General features: G+C 64.1%; 14 protein-coding genes. 4 read left to right on the forward strand and 10 right to left on the reverse strand.

What is annotated here, in order from left to right; genetic code table 11:
• Window positions 1-11: 11 nt before the first annotated feature.
• The 6 genes from WB785_RS09500 to WB785_RS09525 all read right to left on the reverse strand — a co-directional run bounded on the left by WB785_RS09500 (window position 12) and on the right by WB785_RS09525 (window position 6035).
• Window positions 12-1310 carry an acyl-CoA dehydrogenase family protein gene (locus WB785_RS09500; RefSeq protein ID WP_424078694.1) on the reverse strand — a complete coding sequence of 433 codons (1299 nt, stop codon included), beginning with the start codon at window positions 1308-1310 and terminating at the stop codon, window positions 12-14.
• A gap of 17 nt (window positions 1311-1327) precedes the next feature.
• A complete protein-coding gene (locus WB785_RS09505) occupies window positions 1328-2116 on the reverse strand; it encodes an enoyl-CoA hydratase/isomerase family protein (protein ID WP_424078695.1) in 789 nt (262 codons plus the stop codon).
• Window positions 2117-2220: 104 nt separating this feature from the next.
• Window positions 2221-3024, reverse strand: coding sequence for an SDR family NAD(P)-dependent oxidoreductase (locus WB785_RS09510; protein WP_424078696.1), 804 nt, complete (start codon window positions 3022-3024; stop codon window positions 2221-2223).
• Window positions 3025-3034: 10 nt separating this feature from the next.
• Entirely contained in the window at window positions 3035-3691 is a 657-nt protein-coding gene (locus WB785_RS09515; protein WP_424078698.1) for a TetR/AcrR family transcriptional regulator, read from the reverse strand.
• The gene (locus WB785_RS09520; RefSeq protein WP_424078700.1) at window positions 3688-4833 is read right to left on the reverse strand and encodes a sulfotransferase family protein; all 1146 of its coding nucleotides are present in this window, start codon (window positions 4831-4833) and stop codon (window positions 3688-3690) included. Before WB785_RS09520 ends, WB785_RS09515 begins: the two co-directional genes overlap by 4 nt.
• Entirely contained in the window at window positions 4830-6035 is a 1206-nt protein-coding gene (locus WB785_RS09525) for a DUF1214 domain-containing protein (RefSeq protein WP_424078721.1), read from the reverse strand. The genes WB785_RS09520 and WB785_RS09525 overlap by 4 nt, the downstream gene beginning before the upstream one ends.
• 195 nt (window positions 6036-6230) lie before the next feature.
• On the opposite strand from WB785_RS09525, the gene WB785_RS09530 reads away from it, so the two are divergent.
• The 4 genes from WB785_RS09530 to WB785_RS09545 are packed head-to-tail and all read left to right on the forward strand — an operon-like array spanning window position 6231 to window position 10775.
• Window positions 6231-7934 (forward strand): AMP-binding protein, encoded by a 1704-nt coding sequence (locus WB785_RS09530; RefSeq protein ID WP_424078701.1) that lies wholly within the window; start codon window positions 6231-6233, stop codon window positions 7932-7934.
• Window positions 7931-9571: an AMP-binding protein gene (locus WB785_RS09535; protein ID WP_424078702.1), complete on the forward strand. Its 1641-nt coding sequence runs from the start codon at window positions 7931-7933 to the stop codon at window positions 9569-9571. Before WB785_RS09530 ends, WB785_RS09535 begins: the two co-directional genes overlap by 4 nt.
• The gene (locus WB785_RS09540) at window positions 9568-10299 is read left to right on the forward strand and encodes an enoyl-CoA hydratase/isomerase family protein (RefSeq protein WP_424078703.1); all 732 of its coding nucleotides are present in this window, start codon (window positions 9568-9570) and stop codon (window positions 10297-10299) included. Before WB785_RS09535 ends, WB785_RS09540 begins: the two co-directional genes overlap by 4 nt.
• 11 nt (window positions 10300-10310) lie before the next feature.
• The gene (locus tag WB785_RS09545; RefSeq protein WP_424078704.1) at window positions 10311-10775 is read left to right on the forward strand and encodes an SRPBCC family protein; all 465 of its coding nucleotides are present in this window, start codon (window positions 10311-10313) and stop codon (window positions 10773-10775) included.
• 16 nt (window positions 10776-10791) lie between these two features.
• Here the strand turns inward: WB785_RS09545 and WB785_RS09550 are convergent, their stop codons facing one another.
• Genes WB785_RS09550 through WB785_RS09565 form a run of 4 tightly spaced genes read right to left on the reverse strand, consistent with a single transcriptional unit; the run spans window position 10792 to window position 15501 of the window.
• Window positions 10792-11565, reverse strand: a complete 774-nt coding sequence (locus WB785_RS09550; protein WP_424078706.1) for an SDR family NAD(P)-dependent oxidoreductase — start codon at window positions 11563-11565, stop codon at window positions 10792-10794.
• Between the two features lies 1 nt (window position 11566).
• Complete coding sequence (locus WB785_RS09555; RefSeq protein ID WP_424078708.1) at window positions 11567-13147, reverse strand: AMP-binding protein; 1581 nt, start codon at window positions 13145-13147, stop codon at window positions 11567-11569.
• 13 nt (window positions 13148-13160) lie between these two features.
• Window positions 13161-13901: a GntR family transcriptional regulator gene (locus WB785_RS09560; RefSeq protein ID WP_424078709.1), complete on the reverse strand. Its 741-nt coding sequence runs from the start codon at window positions 13899-13901 to the stop codon at window positions 13161-13163.
• On the reverse strand, window positions 13894-15501 hold the full coding sequence (locus WB785_RS09565; RefSeq protein ID WP_424078710.1) for an SMP-30/gluconolactonase/LRE family protein: 1608 nt from the start codon (window positions 15499-15501) through the stop codon (window positions 13894-13896). Before WB785_RS09565 ends, WB785_RS09560 begins: the two co-directional genes overlap by 8 nt.
• Window positions 15502-15608: the final 107 nt, after the last annotated feature.

Raw genomic sequence — 15608 nt, forward strand, 5'->3', positions numbered from 1 at the left:
GCAATTGCCCATTAGCCGCGCGGAAGGCCGGCGAGCTTGTCGGCGAACTTCGCCTCGGCCGCCTCGCGCAGACGCAGCAAGTGCTCCGACGGGAAGAGGTCGGGTGCGGGCTTGTGGTCTTTGAGCAACAGCCGCGCCAGAGTCACTTTATGCACCTCGGTCGGCCCGTCAGCCAGTCCCAAAACGAAGGACTCCACCATGTGCTGGACGAACGGCATCTCGTGCGTGACACCAAGCGATCCGTGCAGCTGCAGCGCACGGGCCGACACGTCGTGCAGTACCTTCTGCATCATTGCCTTGACCGCTGAGATGTCGGCGCGAACAGCCTTGTAGTCGTTGTGCTGGTCGATCTTCCACGCTGTCTGCAAGGTCAGCAGCCGGAACGCTTCGATCTCCATCCACGAGTCGGCGACCATCTGTTGGACCAGCTGCTTTTCGCCCAACATGTCACCCTGGGTGTGCCGGGAAACCGCACGCTCGCACAGCATGTCGAATATCCGACGGACCAGGCCGACCGTGCGCATCGCGTGATGAATGCGGCCACCGCCGAGTCGGGTCTGAGCGACGACGAAGGCGCCGCCCCGTGGCCCCAGCATGTGGTCGGCGGGAACCCGGACATTGTCGTACCGCACATAACCCTCGCGTCCCCCGCCGGCGAGAGGCTGGTAGCCGAGGCCGACGTCGCGTAACACGTTGATACCGGGCGTTTCACCGGGCACGACGAACATCGAGTGGCGTTGGTAGGGCGGCGCATCCGGATCCGTCACCGCCATCACGATCAAGAAGGATGCGATCGACGCGAAGGACGAAAACCACTTCTCGCCGTTGATCACCCAATGATCACCGTCCTGCACCGCGGTGGTGGTGAACACTTTCGGGTCCGCGCCACCTTGCGGCTCGGTCATCGAGAAGCACGACACGATCCGGTTGTCCAGCAGCGGCTCAAGATAACGCGCCTTGAGTTCCGGCGTGCCATAGTGAGCCAAGATCTCGCTGTTGCCGGAATCCGGTGCCTGCGAGCCGAACACGATCGGCGCACATTCCGACCGGCCCAGGATCTCGTTGAGCAACGCCAATTGCACCTGGCCGTGTCCCGGTCCGCCCAGATGCGGACCCAGGTGAGTCGCCCACAACCCACGCTCTTTCACGATCTGCTGCAGCGGCGGAATCAGCGCTTGCCGCACCGGGTCGCCCAGATCGTGGGATTCCTTGACAATCAGATCGATTGGCTCGCATTCGGCGCGTACGAACTCGTCGACCCAGACAAGTTGCGCGGCCCATTCAGGGTCAGTCGAGAAATCCCAGGCCACTGTCTTCCTTTCGCTACTTAACTGTTTGATGACCACGTCTGCCTGCGGGCAGCCGCGTCCTCGGTGGCGTGGCTGAGCACTTGGTTGCGGTTCTCGAGTTCCAGCGCCGCGTCCAGCCCCGCCGCGTCGGTGTTGACTTGCACCGCACGCTTGGTCAGCTGGACGCCGAGCGGAGCGAGTTGCGTTATGTGCGAGGCGAGTTCGAGCGCGCGGTCGAACAGCCGCCCGGTTTGGACCAGCTCGCTGACCAACCCTCGCCGGTCGGCTTCCTCGGCAGAGACCGTGCGGCCGGTCAGCATCCAGTCAGCGGCGACACTGGCACCGACGACGCGCGGCAAAAAGTAGCTCATTCCCATCTCGGCGCCGGACAGACCCAGCAGGATTGCTGCGTTGCCGAATGTCGCTGCGGTCGAGCAGATCCTGATGTCGGCGGCTAGGCACAGCGCCAAGCCCGCGCCCACGCAGGGACCGTTGACTGCGGCGATCACCGGTTGCGGAATGTCACGAATCGCCTGCGGCAGTGCGGCCATCGTCTCTTGGAAGCGGAGGCGGTCGATAGCGGGAGCTGTGGGCTCCGGTATACCCGGACCGAAGTCCCGCATGTCGATGCCGGAGCAGAACCCGCGCCCGGCGCCGGTCAGCACCACAGCCTTGACGGATGGGTCGGCGGCGATGGCGGCCAAGGTCTGCTTGAGCTCGCCGACCATGACCTCGTTGATCGCGTTGAGCCGCTCGGGTCGGTTGAGCTGCAACACCGCCACACCGGCGTGCGGTGTCTGCACGCTCAAAGTTTTATTCGCCGTCAATCGAGCGCCCTTCGCCGCCAGCCCGAGCCGCCGCGCCTCGAAGAGACGCAAATTCGCGGTTGAGGAGAATGCTATTCTTCCGCCGCACGCTCACGCAATCGGGTCTAGATGAAGTCCGAGCCTCCGTCGACATTCACTGTCGCGCCGGTGACATACCCGTTGCGCCGTGAGACCAGGTAGGTGGTGATCGAGGCAATCTCCTCGGGAAGCCCCGCGCGCCCGAGATCGCACGGCTGATGGAAGTTGTGATCGATCCAAGTCATCACATCGTGTGGGTTGGTGGCGTCGAGACCGTCGGCGGCAAGAACGTCCTTGAGTTGCTCGGTGAAGCTCGCGGTGACAATGGTTCCCGGACAAACACAGTTCATCAGAATTCGTTCTCTAGCAAGGCTTTTCGACAGGTTCTTGGTGATGCTGGAAAGCGCCGCCTTCGATGCGGTGTAGGCGACGATACGTGGGTTCTGCCGTTGAATGGAATGCGCGGACAGCGTCACAATGCGGGCCCAGTCTGCGGCACGCAGCATCGGCAGCGCCGCGCGGATAGAACGCACGCCCGACATGGTGCCAAGCGTGAACGCGGCGTCCCATTCGGTGTCGTCCATCTGCTCGAAGTAGCCGTCGCCTGGGCCGATGGTATGAACCAGGCTGTTCAGCTTCCCCCAGCGATCGGACACTTCGGAAAAGCCGCTGGCGATGGACGCGGCATCGGTCATGTCCACGCTGATCCCGACGGCGTCAGGTGCACCTGCCCTTGACAGCGATTCAACCGCGGCGTCAAGAGCCGCCCTGCCTCTGGCCATCACGGCGACACTGGCCCCTTCGGTCGCCAGGGTTTGAGCGATCGCTAGCCCCATGCCCTTGCTGCCGCCAGTGACGACGGCTGTCGACCCGGCCAAACCCAGATCCATTTGCCACTCCCTACAATCGGTCGCGCGCGGCGATGTCAGCGATCGTTTCGTCTGCCACCGCTAGTCCGCGCAAGCAGAAACGGAGAGCACGTTGGCGGACCTCTCCGCGTTGGCAGTCGCCTGCGGCCCATTGCCGTTCAGTGCTCGCCCACACCGCACCCTGAATCGATTGTGCGTCGGTCACCGGGTCGATGTCGTGGAACAAGCCAAGGTTCAGTCCGCGGTGCAGTTGCTCGATGAGAGGCTTGAGCATCTCCTCGTATGCTGGCTGGATCAGCTCAGGAGCGGCGAACATCTGTGACTGTGCCTCCAAAGACAGCCGGCGCAGATCGGATTTGATGTTCTCGTCGAACGCCAGGTCGAGGCGCCCGTCGATCCATGCGGCAACCGCCTCGACAGGGTTGGCGGCCTTCGCCATTGTTCTTCTGAGTCTGCGCATTTCGACGCGGGCCATCTCAAGAAAGACCGCGGCGACCACCTCGTCCTTCGATTCGAAATGTCGGTAGAACGCACGGGTGCTCAGCTCGGCGCGCTCGAGGACAGCGGCGACGCTAAGTCCCCGCACGCCTTGTGCACGCAGTGTTTCTGATGCCGCTGCCACGATTACGCGGCGCACATCGGCGTTTGGCGCAAGCTTGCTCCGCTGCCGAGTACGTGGGCCGCTCATGCGGTCGCGTCATAGGCGCGCAGGTAGTCCGCGAACCGCTCGCGAACACCCTCGGGCGTTAGCCCATAATCCGCCAAGTCATAGTCGTGTGCGCCCCGTGACCCGGGTTGGTGCTGATCGGCCCACTGCTCGACGGAACGCGCGGTTGCATCGGTAAAAGGCAAGCCCAAAGATGCATAGCTGGCTTGCAACGTGCCCACTGGATCGTGCTGCAAGTCGGCGAAGGCGACATCGGAAAACCGGCTGTTACCAACCCGTTTGCGGAAGGCCATCGCCCGACGAGTAGCCTCCGCCCAGCTGTCGAGCTGCTCTGCGCCCAGCTCCTTCGGGTCGTCGCGGTCGCTGCTCCAGCTGCGCACGTACCGAATGAGGCTGCACACCGAGCCGATGACTTTGGCGGGATCACGGTGGCTCCACAGGAATTTCGCGTTCGGATACGCCTCGACGAGGGCGTCGAGGGCGAACATGTGCACCGGAGTCTTGAGATGCCACAGCGTCGGCGGGCAATGCCACTGCAGCAGTTTGAGGACCCGACGATGAAACAGGTAGGTCTCGCGCATATCGCATTGCATCAGCCACGCAAGGTAACTCGGGACCCGGACAGCGCCGTCGAAGTGAAAGGTGCGAAAGCTCATGCCCATCAGGTCCTGGCATTCGGTTGCCGCCGTCGCCTCGGAGTTGTGGAGTGTCTTCATCAGCGGGAACATGTCGTTGAGCATCCGCAGGCTTTCTTCGGCCTGCGCGATACGTGGATCGGTGTGTTGGGTTGCGGCCTCTGGCGGTGGCGTCGGCGCCTGCGATTCCCACATCCGCAACGACCGAAACTGGGGATCAGCAGCCACCAGTTGACTCAGCGCCGTGGTCCCGGTCCGCGGTAGCCCAATGACGAAGACCGGTCCGCCCACCACCTCGTCGTCGATCTCAGGGTGCTGCGCGTAAGTGTCCTCGACCTTCAAGCGCTGGATCAGTGCGTTGCTGATCGTGGCGTGTTGGATAATTCCGCCCATCTCGGAAAGCTCGGCTTCGGTGTTCAACGCATCAACCGTGCGTTCGAGGCCCTCCCGGTAATAGCGCGACCCGAAGTCGTGCAGACCCGTCGCGGCGCGAGCACCGTCCTCAAGCTCGTCAGCTGAAAACATCACAGAGCGAACCTTTCGTGCACTGCGCGCCGGCGGCGCTCAAGGACCGCTGCCCGTTCGTCGGCGGTGATCCGCGACGTGTCGGCAGGCAACGCCGATGCGATCTCGTCGAACGCCACAACCCGCGCGTCTGGCGTGGGCGCTGTGGCGGTGCGCACGCAGCGCAGAATCATCGCGCCGTTGCTGAATCCTGCGGTGTCAAGCCAATTCGCCACCCCGGGATCGCGCGCACACATCACCACTCGAACTAGTCCGTCGGAGTCCATGACGGCCTGATGTCCGTTCAGGCTGGACTGATGACGGCCGTAGTGAATCGTTTCCCACCACGGATTGCCGAGCGAATAGCTCCAGTAAACCCCTTGCGGCGGTGCGACTTCGAGGATCAACGCTTCATCTGGGCCTAGTTCCCAACGCCCGATGACCGGTTTGTTTTCGGCGGCCGCACCCATCGCGGTGCGATCGATCGGAGGTAAAAACCCGTTCGGTGGCGCGGCCGCGCCGAACTGCAGAAAGAACTCGAGATTGTCGTGAACGAAGTCACCGAGCGCGACCAGCTGCCGCGACACCACGGTGTCTCGTTCGACGGCGGGGACGTTGCGACCCATCGGATCGCCGATCCGCTCGATCCGCAACGACGACGGCGTCTCGGTATCCCAGTCATAGAAGAAGTGCCGCACCGTCAATGTCGGGCTGGGCCCCTCGATCCGCATCCAGTTCCCGTCGTGCTCCTCGGCGGACAAGACCACCACGAAGTTGCCATCGTCGTCGGCGTCGAGCTCGTCGACCAATGCATTCGCGGTCGAGGCGATGCCGTCCATCGTCTGCAGCCCCACATATCGGGCGGTGCCGCGGTTACCGAACAGTCGATAGCTCTCACCGCCGCGCAGCGTGGCACCGGTGTACAGACAGTCCGGACACTCCATTCCCCAGGTGATGACGTCGTTAGTGCTTGCACGCTGGACCCGCAGAATCGGATCAGGGTCGAATCGCAGCGCCACGTCGATACCGGCGGCGAGCAGCACCAGCAGGTGCCGCATCCCCGCCGCGAGGTCGACCGGATTTCGGCTTGCGGGATCGGATTCGACGATCTGTGCTGCAGTGTCGAGTCGGCTCATCAGATGCGACCACGCCGCAGCCACGTCGACGTCGCCGCTTGCCGGTGTCTCGGCGGCCGCCTCCGCAATCGAGTGTGGCAACCACGCCATCGGCCGCTGCGCAGCGCTCACATCGTCACCACTTCCACCGCCTGAACGACCACAACGAACCAGTTATCTGAAAACAGTATTTTCATTTAATACTCGACAACAATGACATCGGACCAGCGCGACTGTCAATGGCCGCTATGACTATGGGCCCGCAACCTGCTGAGAAATCCCGCCGGGCGGTGAATGCTAACTCCCATGGCGAGCAACACGGAGCGCTACCGCGCAGCGCGTGACCGGGTCTTCGCCATCATCGACGACGACAGGCTCGCGAGCACATTCGAGTGGCCGCATCTGGTCGGGGCCTTCAATTGGGCCACCGACTGGTTCGACGTCGTCGCCCGCGACCCGTCCTCTGCTGACCGCACCGCGCTGCGGATCGTCGAGGACGACGGCACCGAGCAGAGTGTCAGCTTCGCCGCGATGGCCCAGCGGTCCGATCAGGTGGCGACGTGGCTAGAGCATCTCGGTGTCGGCAAGGGTGATCGCGTCGTCCTGATGCTGGGCAACCAGATTGAGCTATGGGAATCCACGCTCGCTGTCGCCAAGCTCGGGGCGGTGGTGATGCCGGCGACCGGTGCGCTGGGACCATCAGAGCTTGCCGACCGCGTCGTCCGAGGCGAAGCGCGGGCGGTGATCGCCAATGCTGCGGACGCCCCGAAGTTCGATCATGTCGGCGGCGGCTACCGCCGTGTTGTGATCGGCGCCGAGACGGCGGGCTGGCAAAGCTATTCGGAGGCCGACGATGTCGTGGCAGGGAGGCCGTTCACCGCGCGAACCACGGTGAACGATCCGATGCTGATCTACTTCACTTCCGGTACCACAAGCAAGCCCAAGCTGGTCGCGCAGTCTCAGATCAGCTACCCGGTCGGGCATCTGTCGACGATGGCATGGATCGGCGTCCGACCGGGCGACGTGCACTTGGCGATCAGCTCGCCGGGATGGGCCAAGCACGCCTGGAGTTGCCTGTTCGCACCGTGGATCGCCGAGGCGACGATCTTGGTGTACAACTACCGGCGATTGGCTGCTGCCGCCCTGCTGAGCCACCTCCGCCGCGCCGGGGTCACGACGTTCTGCGCGCCACCGACGCTGTGGCGCATGCTGATTCAGGCCGACCTTGGCGCCAGGCCCGAGACGCTGCGCGAGATCGTGGCCGCCGGCGAGCCGCTCAATCCCGACGTCATCGCCCAGGTCGAACGCGCGTGGGGGCTGACCATCCGCGACGGCTATGGGCAGACCGAGACCACGCTGTTGGTCGGCAACCTTCCGGGCCGGCCGGTCAAGCCCGGCTCGATGGGCCGCCCGCTGCCCGGTGTGCCGATTGTGCTCGTCGACCCGGTCAGCGGTGCACCCGGACCCGAGGGTGAGATCTGCCTTGACCTGGGCCCCCATCCGGTCAACCTGATGACCGGATACCTCCAGGATCCGGAACGTAACGCCGCCGCGATGGCCGGCGGCTACTACCACACCGGCGACATCGCGCGGCGCGACGACGACGGGACGATCACCTACATCGGCCGCACCGACGACGTGTTCAAGTCATCGGGCTACAAAGTGTCGCCATTCGAGTTGGAAAGCGTGCTCATCGAACATCCCGCGATCGCGGAAGCCGCCGTCGTGCCACAGCCCGACGACACCCGGCTGGCCATTCCCAAGGCCTACATTGCATTGGCCGCCGACTGGCCGGCGAATGCCGAGACAGCCAGGGCGATCATGGAGTTCGTGCGTGACCGCGTGGCGGCGCATCTGAGAGTGCGGCGAGTTGAGTTCTACGATCTGCCGAAGACGATCTCCGGCAAGATCCGCCGAGTGGATCTGCGGCGCCGGGAAGAGCGCGCGCATGTCGTTGGCACACCGCTGACTTCGGAGTACCGATACGAAGACCTGGTGGCTGAACGGTGAAATCCTATGACGCGGGCCCGATCAGCCCACCGCTGCTCGAGGAGACGATCGGGGACAACTTCGAGCGAACCGTTGCGACCCACCCCGGCGTCGAGGCGTTGGTGGACGTTATTGGTGAGCGGCGTTGGACCTACGCCGAACTCAACACCGAGATCGATTTGATCGCGAGGGGTTTGATGTCGCTGGGGGTGCAGCACGGCGACCGGGTCGGCGTGTGGTCACCCAACTGTGCCGAGTGGATCATGACGCAGTATGCGACGGCGAAAATCGGCGCGATTCTCGTCAACATCAACCCCGCCTACCGTACACACGAGCTTGGGTATGTCCTGAGTCAGTCGGGCGTCCGCACGCTTATCGTGGCGACGGCTTTCAAGAGTTCGGATTACCGCGCCATGGTCGAAGAGGTGCGCCCGGCCGCCGCCGAGCTGTGCGACGTCGTATTCCTCGACACCGGCGACTGGATCAACCTGCGCGACCGCGCCGGGCTGGTGTCGGCGGACGCACTGCGATCGCGGATGGCAGTGCTAGACAACCGCGAGCCCATCAACATCCAATACACCTCAGGCACTACGGGTTTTCCGAAGGGTGCGACTTTGTCGCATCGCAATATCCTCAACAATGGGTTCTTCGCCACCGAGCTGCTCAAGTTGGGGCCCGCCGATCGGTTGTGCATCCCGGTGCCGTTCTACCACTGCTTCGGTATGGTGCTGGGCAACTTGGGCTGCACCACCCACGGGGCCACGATCGTCATCCCGTCACCGGGCTTTGATGCCGAGCGCACCCTGGCGGCGGTGCAGACGGAACGCTGCACAGGCCTGTACGGCGTGCCGACCATGTTCATCGCCATGCTCGGACACCCTGACTTCGCCGACACCGATCTGTCGTCGCTACGTACCGGCATGATGGCCGGATCGGTGTGTCCGGTCGAGGTGATGAAACGTTGTGTCGCCGAGATGAATATGGCTGAGGTGGCGATTGCCTACGGCATGACCGAGACATCGCCCGCCTCGTGCCAGACGCTGATCGATGACGACCTGGAGCACCGAACCGCGACGATCGGGCGGGCGCACCCGCATGTGGAGATCAAGATCATCGATCCCGACACCGGCGATGCGGTGGAACGGGGGAGACCCGGCGAATTCTGCACCCGCGGCTACTCGGTGATGCTCGGCTATTGGCGTGACGACGCCCAAACCCGTGAGGTGGTCGATGCCGACGGGTGGATGCATACCGGAGACCTTGCCGTCATGCGGGACGACGGGTACTGCGCCATTGTTGGGCGGCGAAGCGACGTGATCATCCGCGGCGGAGAGAACATCTATCCGCGGGAGATCGAAGAATTCCTCATCACCCATTCCGACGTCGACGAAGCACAGGTCGTCGGCGTCCCCGACCCCGACTACGGCGAAGAGATCTGTGCCTGGCTCCGGATGAAGCCCGGGCAGCCCCCGCTCGACGCGGATGCCGTCCGCGTCTTCGCGACCGGAAAGGTGGCGCACTATAAGATCCCGCGCTACGTGCACGTCGTCGACGAGTTTCCGATGACTGTGACCGGCAAGGTTCGCAAAGTCGAGATGCGTGCGGAAAGCGCGCGGTTGTTCGGGACCAAAGCCCATGACAGAGTGGAGGATACGTGACCAGCACAGAGGTGACCGACGGTGTGGCGGTGATCCGATTCGACCATCCGCCGGTCAACGCGCTCGACCTGGACCTGCTCGAGGCGATCATCGCCTCTATGCGAAGCGTCGAGGGGCCCGTCGTGATCACCGGCGCCGGACGGTGTTTCTTGGCGGGTGTCGACCTGCGCGCGATCGTCGATGGCGGCGCCGAATATGCCAAGCGCTTTGTAACCGCGCTTTCCGAGGCCTTTCTCGCGGTCTTCGACCACCCCGCACCGGTGATCGCCGCGGTCAACGGGCATGCGGTCGCCGGTGGGTGCGTCTTCGCCATGTGCGCCGATATGCGGCTGATGTCCGCCGGGACGATCGGGCTGACCGAGCTTGCCGTCGGCGTCCCGTTCCCGGTCGCCGCACTCGAGATATGCCGCTTCGTGATGGGGGCGTCGGTGGCCCGGGCAACGCTGCAGGCCAAGATGATCGACCCGGACACCGCCTTGTCGCAAGGATGGATCGACGGCGTCGTCTCGACTGACGAGCTGATTCCGCAGGCGATCGTGACCGCCCGCGAACTCGGTCAGTACTCCCCGGCCGTCTACGCCGCCACCAAACAACACCTGCACCAACCGGCACGCGACGCGATCGATGCCGGCACGAAAATCGACACGAAGGTTCGGGATAGTTGGATGACCGAAGAAACGCGCAACCGTATCGGCGCATTTGTCGAAGCGCTGGCCCGCAACCGCTAAGTTGGCCGACTGTGAGCTTCTGGATCACCCACACCTCGCACACGCTGACCGAAGAGATACCGGCGGCGCCGGATGCGGTGCGAGACTTCTACGTGGACCTGGACAACATCAAAGTTGTGCACCCGCTGGTCGTTTCGGTGCAAACCCTATCTCGGAATGAGACTGCGGACGGTTACGTCCAGACCTATCGGGTGCGCGACCGCATCCCGGTGGCGATGTTTGCGCTGCGGGTGAGCTACTGCGCTCGGGTCGAGGTCCCGATGCGCGGAGATGTGCGCACCGAGGCGCGCCAGTTCCCCCGGGTGCGGTTACGTGGCACGGTGACGTTCGAGCCGACCGAAGCCGGGACGTGTCTCACCGAGCGGCTACGAATCGCGGCTCCCCGCCCGCTGGCCGCGATGACCCGGCGCGAGGCGGTCAACGCGCACACCGCGATGCTGTCGGGCATCCGTAACCACTTTCAGTCGCTACCGTGAAAAGTGGCGAACAAGTTCACCGGGCCGTCCACTCCGAGGTCAGCGCGAACTTCGACAGGTATTTCGTGGAACTCCAGCCGCCGTCGACCACGATGGTTTGCCCGTTGATGAAACTGCCGCCGGGCGAGCAAAGGAATGCGACGGTGCTCGCAACGTCGTCGACCGTGCCCAATCGTTGGTGGGGGGTCATCTCGGTGTTGATCCGCCGAAATCGCGGATCCTGCAACCGTTCTTCGGTCATCGCAGTCTGGATCACGCCGGGAGCCACGGCGTTGCAGCGTATTCCGTGCGATCCGTATTGACAGGCGATGTGGGTGGTCAGCGCGGTTAGGCCACCTTTGGCCGCGGAGTACGGGCCGCCCTGCAGACCGCCGACGACCGCGAACGTCGAGGTGATATTGATGATCGCCGAGCCGGGCTGCATGTGCGGCAACACGTCACGCGCTAGCCGGAATGGCGCGCGCAACATCACATTGAGGAAGTAATCCAGTGTCTCGTCGTCGGTTCCGTGTAGGGGCGTGGGATTTCCGACGCCGGCGTTGTTGATCAGGAAGTCGATGCGACCCCAACGTTCGACCGCGGTTTCGACGATGCGGCTGGGTGCGTCGTCGTCGGTCAAGTCGACCGCAACGGTCGCGATGCGATCGGAAGCGCCAATGGCCTCAGCCAACTCGGCCAGCCGCTGTTCATTGCGGCCGGTGGCCAGCACCGCCATTCCCATTTCGGAAAGCTTTGTCGCGCAGCCAAAGCCGATACCGCCCGTTGCCCCGGTTACTATCGCTACCTGCATGTCATCCGTCCGTCTTCGTCAGGGTCGCCTGGATCTGGTGCTTGAGCACCTTGCCGGCGTCATTTCGCGGGAGTTGCTCCCAGATAACCACTTGCTCGGGCGCTTTGAATGTCGCAACCCCATGGTCGTGCAGGAAATTGCGCAGGCTCGCGACGTCGGGCCGGGGCTGATCTGTCGGCACGATCACGGCACACGCACGCTCCCCGGTGCGGGCATCAGGCAGACCGACGACGGCGACCTCCGCGATGCCGGGATGGTCGACGAGGATGTCCTCGATTTCTTTCGGCGCGATGTTCTCGCCGTTTCGGATGATGACGTCTTTGCCTCGCCCGGTGACGACGAGGTAGTCGTCATCAACCCAGCGGGCGAGATCGCCCGTGCGGAAATAGCCATCTTCGTCGAAGGATTCGACCTCGTCATCGGCGTGCAGGTAACCGATCAGCATCTGCGGGCCGCACGCATGAATCTCGCCACCACGGAGGTCGATATGCGCGAATCCCGCCCGTCCATCGGTGTCCGCGGCATGGTCTGGGTCGAGCGGAGCGCCGACCGTCGTCACCGGGACTTCGGTCGAGCCGTACACCCGGCTGACCGTCGCGCGCTCGAAATACTCCGCCGCTCTGCGGATCAACGACGGTGACACCGACGCGCCCCCACATATGAACAGTTTCAAATCCGGCAGTCGGGTACCGGCACGTTCGGCGGCGGTGAGCATCTGCTCCAGAAAGGGTGTCGCTCCCGCGATGTGGGTGCAGTGTTTCGCCTCGATGAGATCGACCGCATCGTCGGCGGTCCAGCGTTCCATCAGCACCGCGGATGTGCCCAGTAACAGCGGGCACTCGAATGCGTAGATGGAGCCGCCGATATGCGCGATCGGTGACGGCACCAGAAACCGGTCACCGGGCTGCACCTGCCAATGATCGCGGATCTGGCAGATCAGCGCGTGCATCGAGTTATGGCTGTGCAGTACCCCTTTCGGACGGCCGGTGGTTCCCGATGTGTAGAGAATCATGCGCACCGCATCGGGATCGAGCATCGGCAGCTGCCCCAGCGACGAGTTCGCCGCAGGCAGTGGTGTACCGCCGCGGACCTCGAAAACCTCGGGCGGTGAATCCAGCTGGCTGGCTACCCGATCCAGCATCGCCGCGTAATCGTACCGTCCGATAACGGGGGGCACGAAAATCATCCGGGTGTCCGCGTCATTCAGAATGAACAGCAGCTCGCGATCTCGCAGTGACGGCAGGATCGGGTTCACCACCATTCCGGCTATGGTCGCCGCCAGGTAAATGATCGCGGCCTCATGCCAATTCGGCAGCATCATCGACACCACGCTGCCGGGCGCCATGCGGGTCAGCAGCGCCTGCGCCAGCGCCGACGATTGTTCGTAGAGGCTTCGGCAGTCGACTTCGCAAGCACCGTCGATCAGAACAGTTCGCTTCGGTGTGCGCTGCGCGGCCTCGATCAGCGAGTCAGCAAGGGTGCTATGCACCCACCACCCGCGGGCATAGGCGTCGGCGGCGCGGTCGTCGTCCCAGCGGACCCGTCGTCCACCGATCAATTTCCCGGTCACATTGCTTGGCATTGCCGATCTGAGCCTAGCCGCGGACCCGTCGCATCGTCATCGAGTGACGAAAACGGGCGGCGGGATGGGTATTGATCGTCACCTGGGCAACCTCACCGTCGGATGTGGCGTAGGTGCGGTGAACTTCGAGGCCAGGGCTGCCGGGCTCGACGCTGAGTTCAGCGGCGAGTACCGGCGAGATCAGCACAGCGGCGATCTCCTGCCGCACCTCGACGATGCTCAACCCGAAGAGGTCTTCGATCAGCGGGAATATCGGACCGCTATGACGTTGCAACAGTCTGCCCACACCGGCAAACGCCCGGTTGATGTAGTACTCGGTTCGGCACACCGGATACGTCGCATCCTCGATCTGGCGAAAACCGCGAACGGCCAACCATTCTTCGCCGGCGCTAAGCCCGGTTCGGCTGGCCAGCTCGTCGTCGATGCAGACCATCCCCGTGGATTCGATCGCGAATTGAGCGCCGGTGGCAAAGGCCAGCAGATCGTTGATCGAGACGACATCCTGAACATAGGAGTCCGACGACGGCCGCGGAACCACGAGTGTGCCGGCCCGCGGCCGTGAGGCGACGAGGTTGTCGTCGCGCAGCCGTCGCAACGCTTCGCGGATGGTATAGCGGCTGACCGAAAACCGTTCGCACAATTGGTGTTCGGTGGGCAGTTGCGATCCCACCGGATACACCCCGTCTACGATCTCTTTCCGCAGAGCTCGGGCGACCTGCAGGTAGCGGTGGTCGGTTACCCGGTCGTCAGCCATCGCCATCGGCCTGCCGGATGGCGAGCACGCTACCCTCCGCGTCGGCTGAAACGTAGAGCGTGCCCTCGGGCCCGGCGGCGATGCCGGCGAACGGTCCCTGCGGCCCGGAAAACGGCGGCATTCCCTTCAGCGGCTTCGGTGACACGCCATGCGGCGCGCCGACCGGCAAGCCGGAGGCGATGGTGCGCCGGGTTGCGTCGTTCAGGTCAACGACGATCAACGCCTTGGCGTCGGCGTCGACGACATACAACTGGTGCCCGCGCACCAGAATGCCTTGTGGCCTTCGTAAGTCGTCCACCACGGTTTTAACGCCGGATCCGGTAAGCCCGACTACTCGCCCGGCGCCTGCTTCGGAGACCAGGCAGGTGCCGTCGGGCGCAAACGCCACCCCGATCGGATCATCCAGGTCCGCAGCGATCACCTCGGTGCGCCCGGCGCGCAGTGCTAACACCCGTCCGGTCCCGAGTTCGGTGGCGATGACGGCACCGTCAGCAGCCAGCCCCACCCCGTAGAGCTGGTCGAATCCATCTGCCAGCACCTCGGTTTCGCAGCTGGCGGGCCGGTAGCGCGACACTTGACCACCCGAGGTGGTGACGACGAACTCGCCAGGACCGGTTGGAGCCAGACCACGCAGGAAACCCGGATAACCCGGGGTGAACAGCATGCCCACGGTCTGCAGTGTGCGATCGGGCAGCAGAACGTAGAAGTAGGTGCCGTCGGCGATGTAGAGATTGCCGTCGGCGCCGACGGCCAGATCCAGCGGCCAGTTCAACCCGCCCGGTAACACGGTGGAAGTTCTTCCGCCGTCCAGGATTTCGGTGATCTCGCCGGTGAAATTCGAGACGAACAGCCGATCTCCCACGAAGGTCGAGTTGTCCAGCCCGGGGCTCAGATCGGCCAGCACTGTCTGCTCGCCGGTGCGCGGGTCGATGCGCAACACCTGGCCGCTGTGCACCTGGGTCGAAACGATGTGGCCCGTCGAGTCGAACTTCACCGAATCGGGCACACCGAGGCCGGTGGCGACTATCTCGGGCGCGCCGCCGTCGAGGCCGATGCGCCAGATTTCGTTAGCGCCCATCACCGGGAAGTACAGCAATCCGTCCGGGCCGACCTCCATTGCGTTGGGGGACGGGACATTCTCCAGCAGCACCCGCGGCGGGCCACCGCCCAAGTCAAGCTCGAGCAGACGCCCGGCTTCCCGACACTCGCCGATAAACAACCGGCCGTGGTAGACGGTGATCCCGTTGGCGGAGGGGACATCGTCGCGTAGCACCCGGGTCCGGCCGTCGGTGCCGCGCGCGCTGACTCGACCGTCCATGACCTCGGTGGCGTAGAGGGTGCCGTGCGGGTCGAACGCCACGTCGTCGGGCGCGATGATGTCGCCGCCTTTGGCGCTGATGGTTTCCAGCCGGCCGGTATCGATGTCGAGGGCACTGATCTGGCTGCCGGTCACCTGCGCGATGTAGATCCGACCGTCGGGTCCGGTCCGTAGGCCGTTGGCGCCGAACAGCCGACTCGGCGGCGTCAACCGCTCCATGCACCAACCTTCGGCGAGGCTCGGCGAGATTCCGGTACCGGAACGCCCTTCTTGCAGCAACATCGGTGATGACCTTTCAGCCGGTGACGTTAGCAACCGAGCGTGGTCCAGACAATAGCCTGTAGTGGCTGGGCCAGCACCCCTTGACGCCTAGCCATTTGCAGAGAATC

The organism is Mycobacterium sp. (assembly GCF_049585075.1).
Taxonomy (GTDB): Bacteria; Actinomycetota; Actinomycetes; order Mycobacteriales; family Mycobacteriaceae; genus Mycobacterium.

Excerpts from the sequence above, each read along its gene's own strand:
- WB785_RS09565 (WP_424078710.1), bottom strand. The coding sequence starts at position 15,501 with ATGTTGCTGCAAGAAGGGCGTTCCGGTACCGGAATCTCGCCGAGCCTC.
- WB785_RS09525 (WP_424078721.1), bottom strand. The coding sequence starts at position 6,035 with ATGGCGTGGTTGCCACACTCGATTGCGGAGGCGGCCGCCGAGACACCG.
- WB785_RS09530 (WP_424078701.1), top strand. The coding sequence starts at position 6,231 with ATGGCGAGCAACACGGAGCGCTACCGCGCAGCGCGTGACCGGGTCTTC.
- WB785_RS09550 (WP_424078706.1), bottom strand. The coding sequence starts at position 11,565 with ATGCAGGTAGCGATAGTAACCGGGGCAACGGGCGGTATCGGCTTTGGC.
- WB785_RS09560 (WP_424078709.1), bottom strand. The coding sequence starts at position 13,901 with ATGGCTGACGACCGGGTAACCGACCACCGCTACCTGCAGGTCGCCCGA.
- WB785_RS09510 (WP_424078696.1), bottom strand. The coding sequence starts at position 3,024 with ATGGATCTGGGTTTGGCCGGGTCGACAGCCGTCGTCACTGGCGGCAGC.
- WB785_RS09515 (WP_424078698.1), bottom strand. The coding sequence starts at position 3,691 with ATGAGCGGCCCACGTACTCGGCAGCGGAGCAAGCTTGCGCCAAACGCC.
- WB785_RS09555 (WP_424078708.1), bottom strand. The coding sequence starts at position 13,147 with ATGCCAAGCAATGTGACCGGGAAATTGATCGGTGGACGACGGGTCCGC.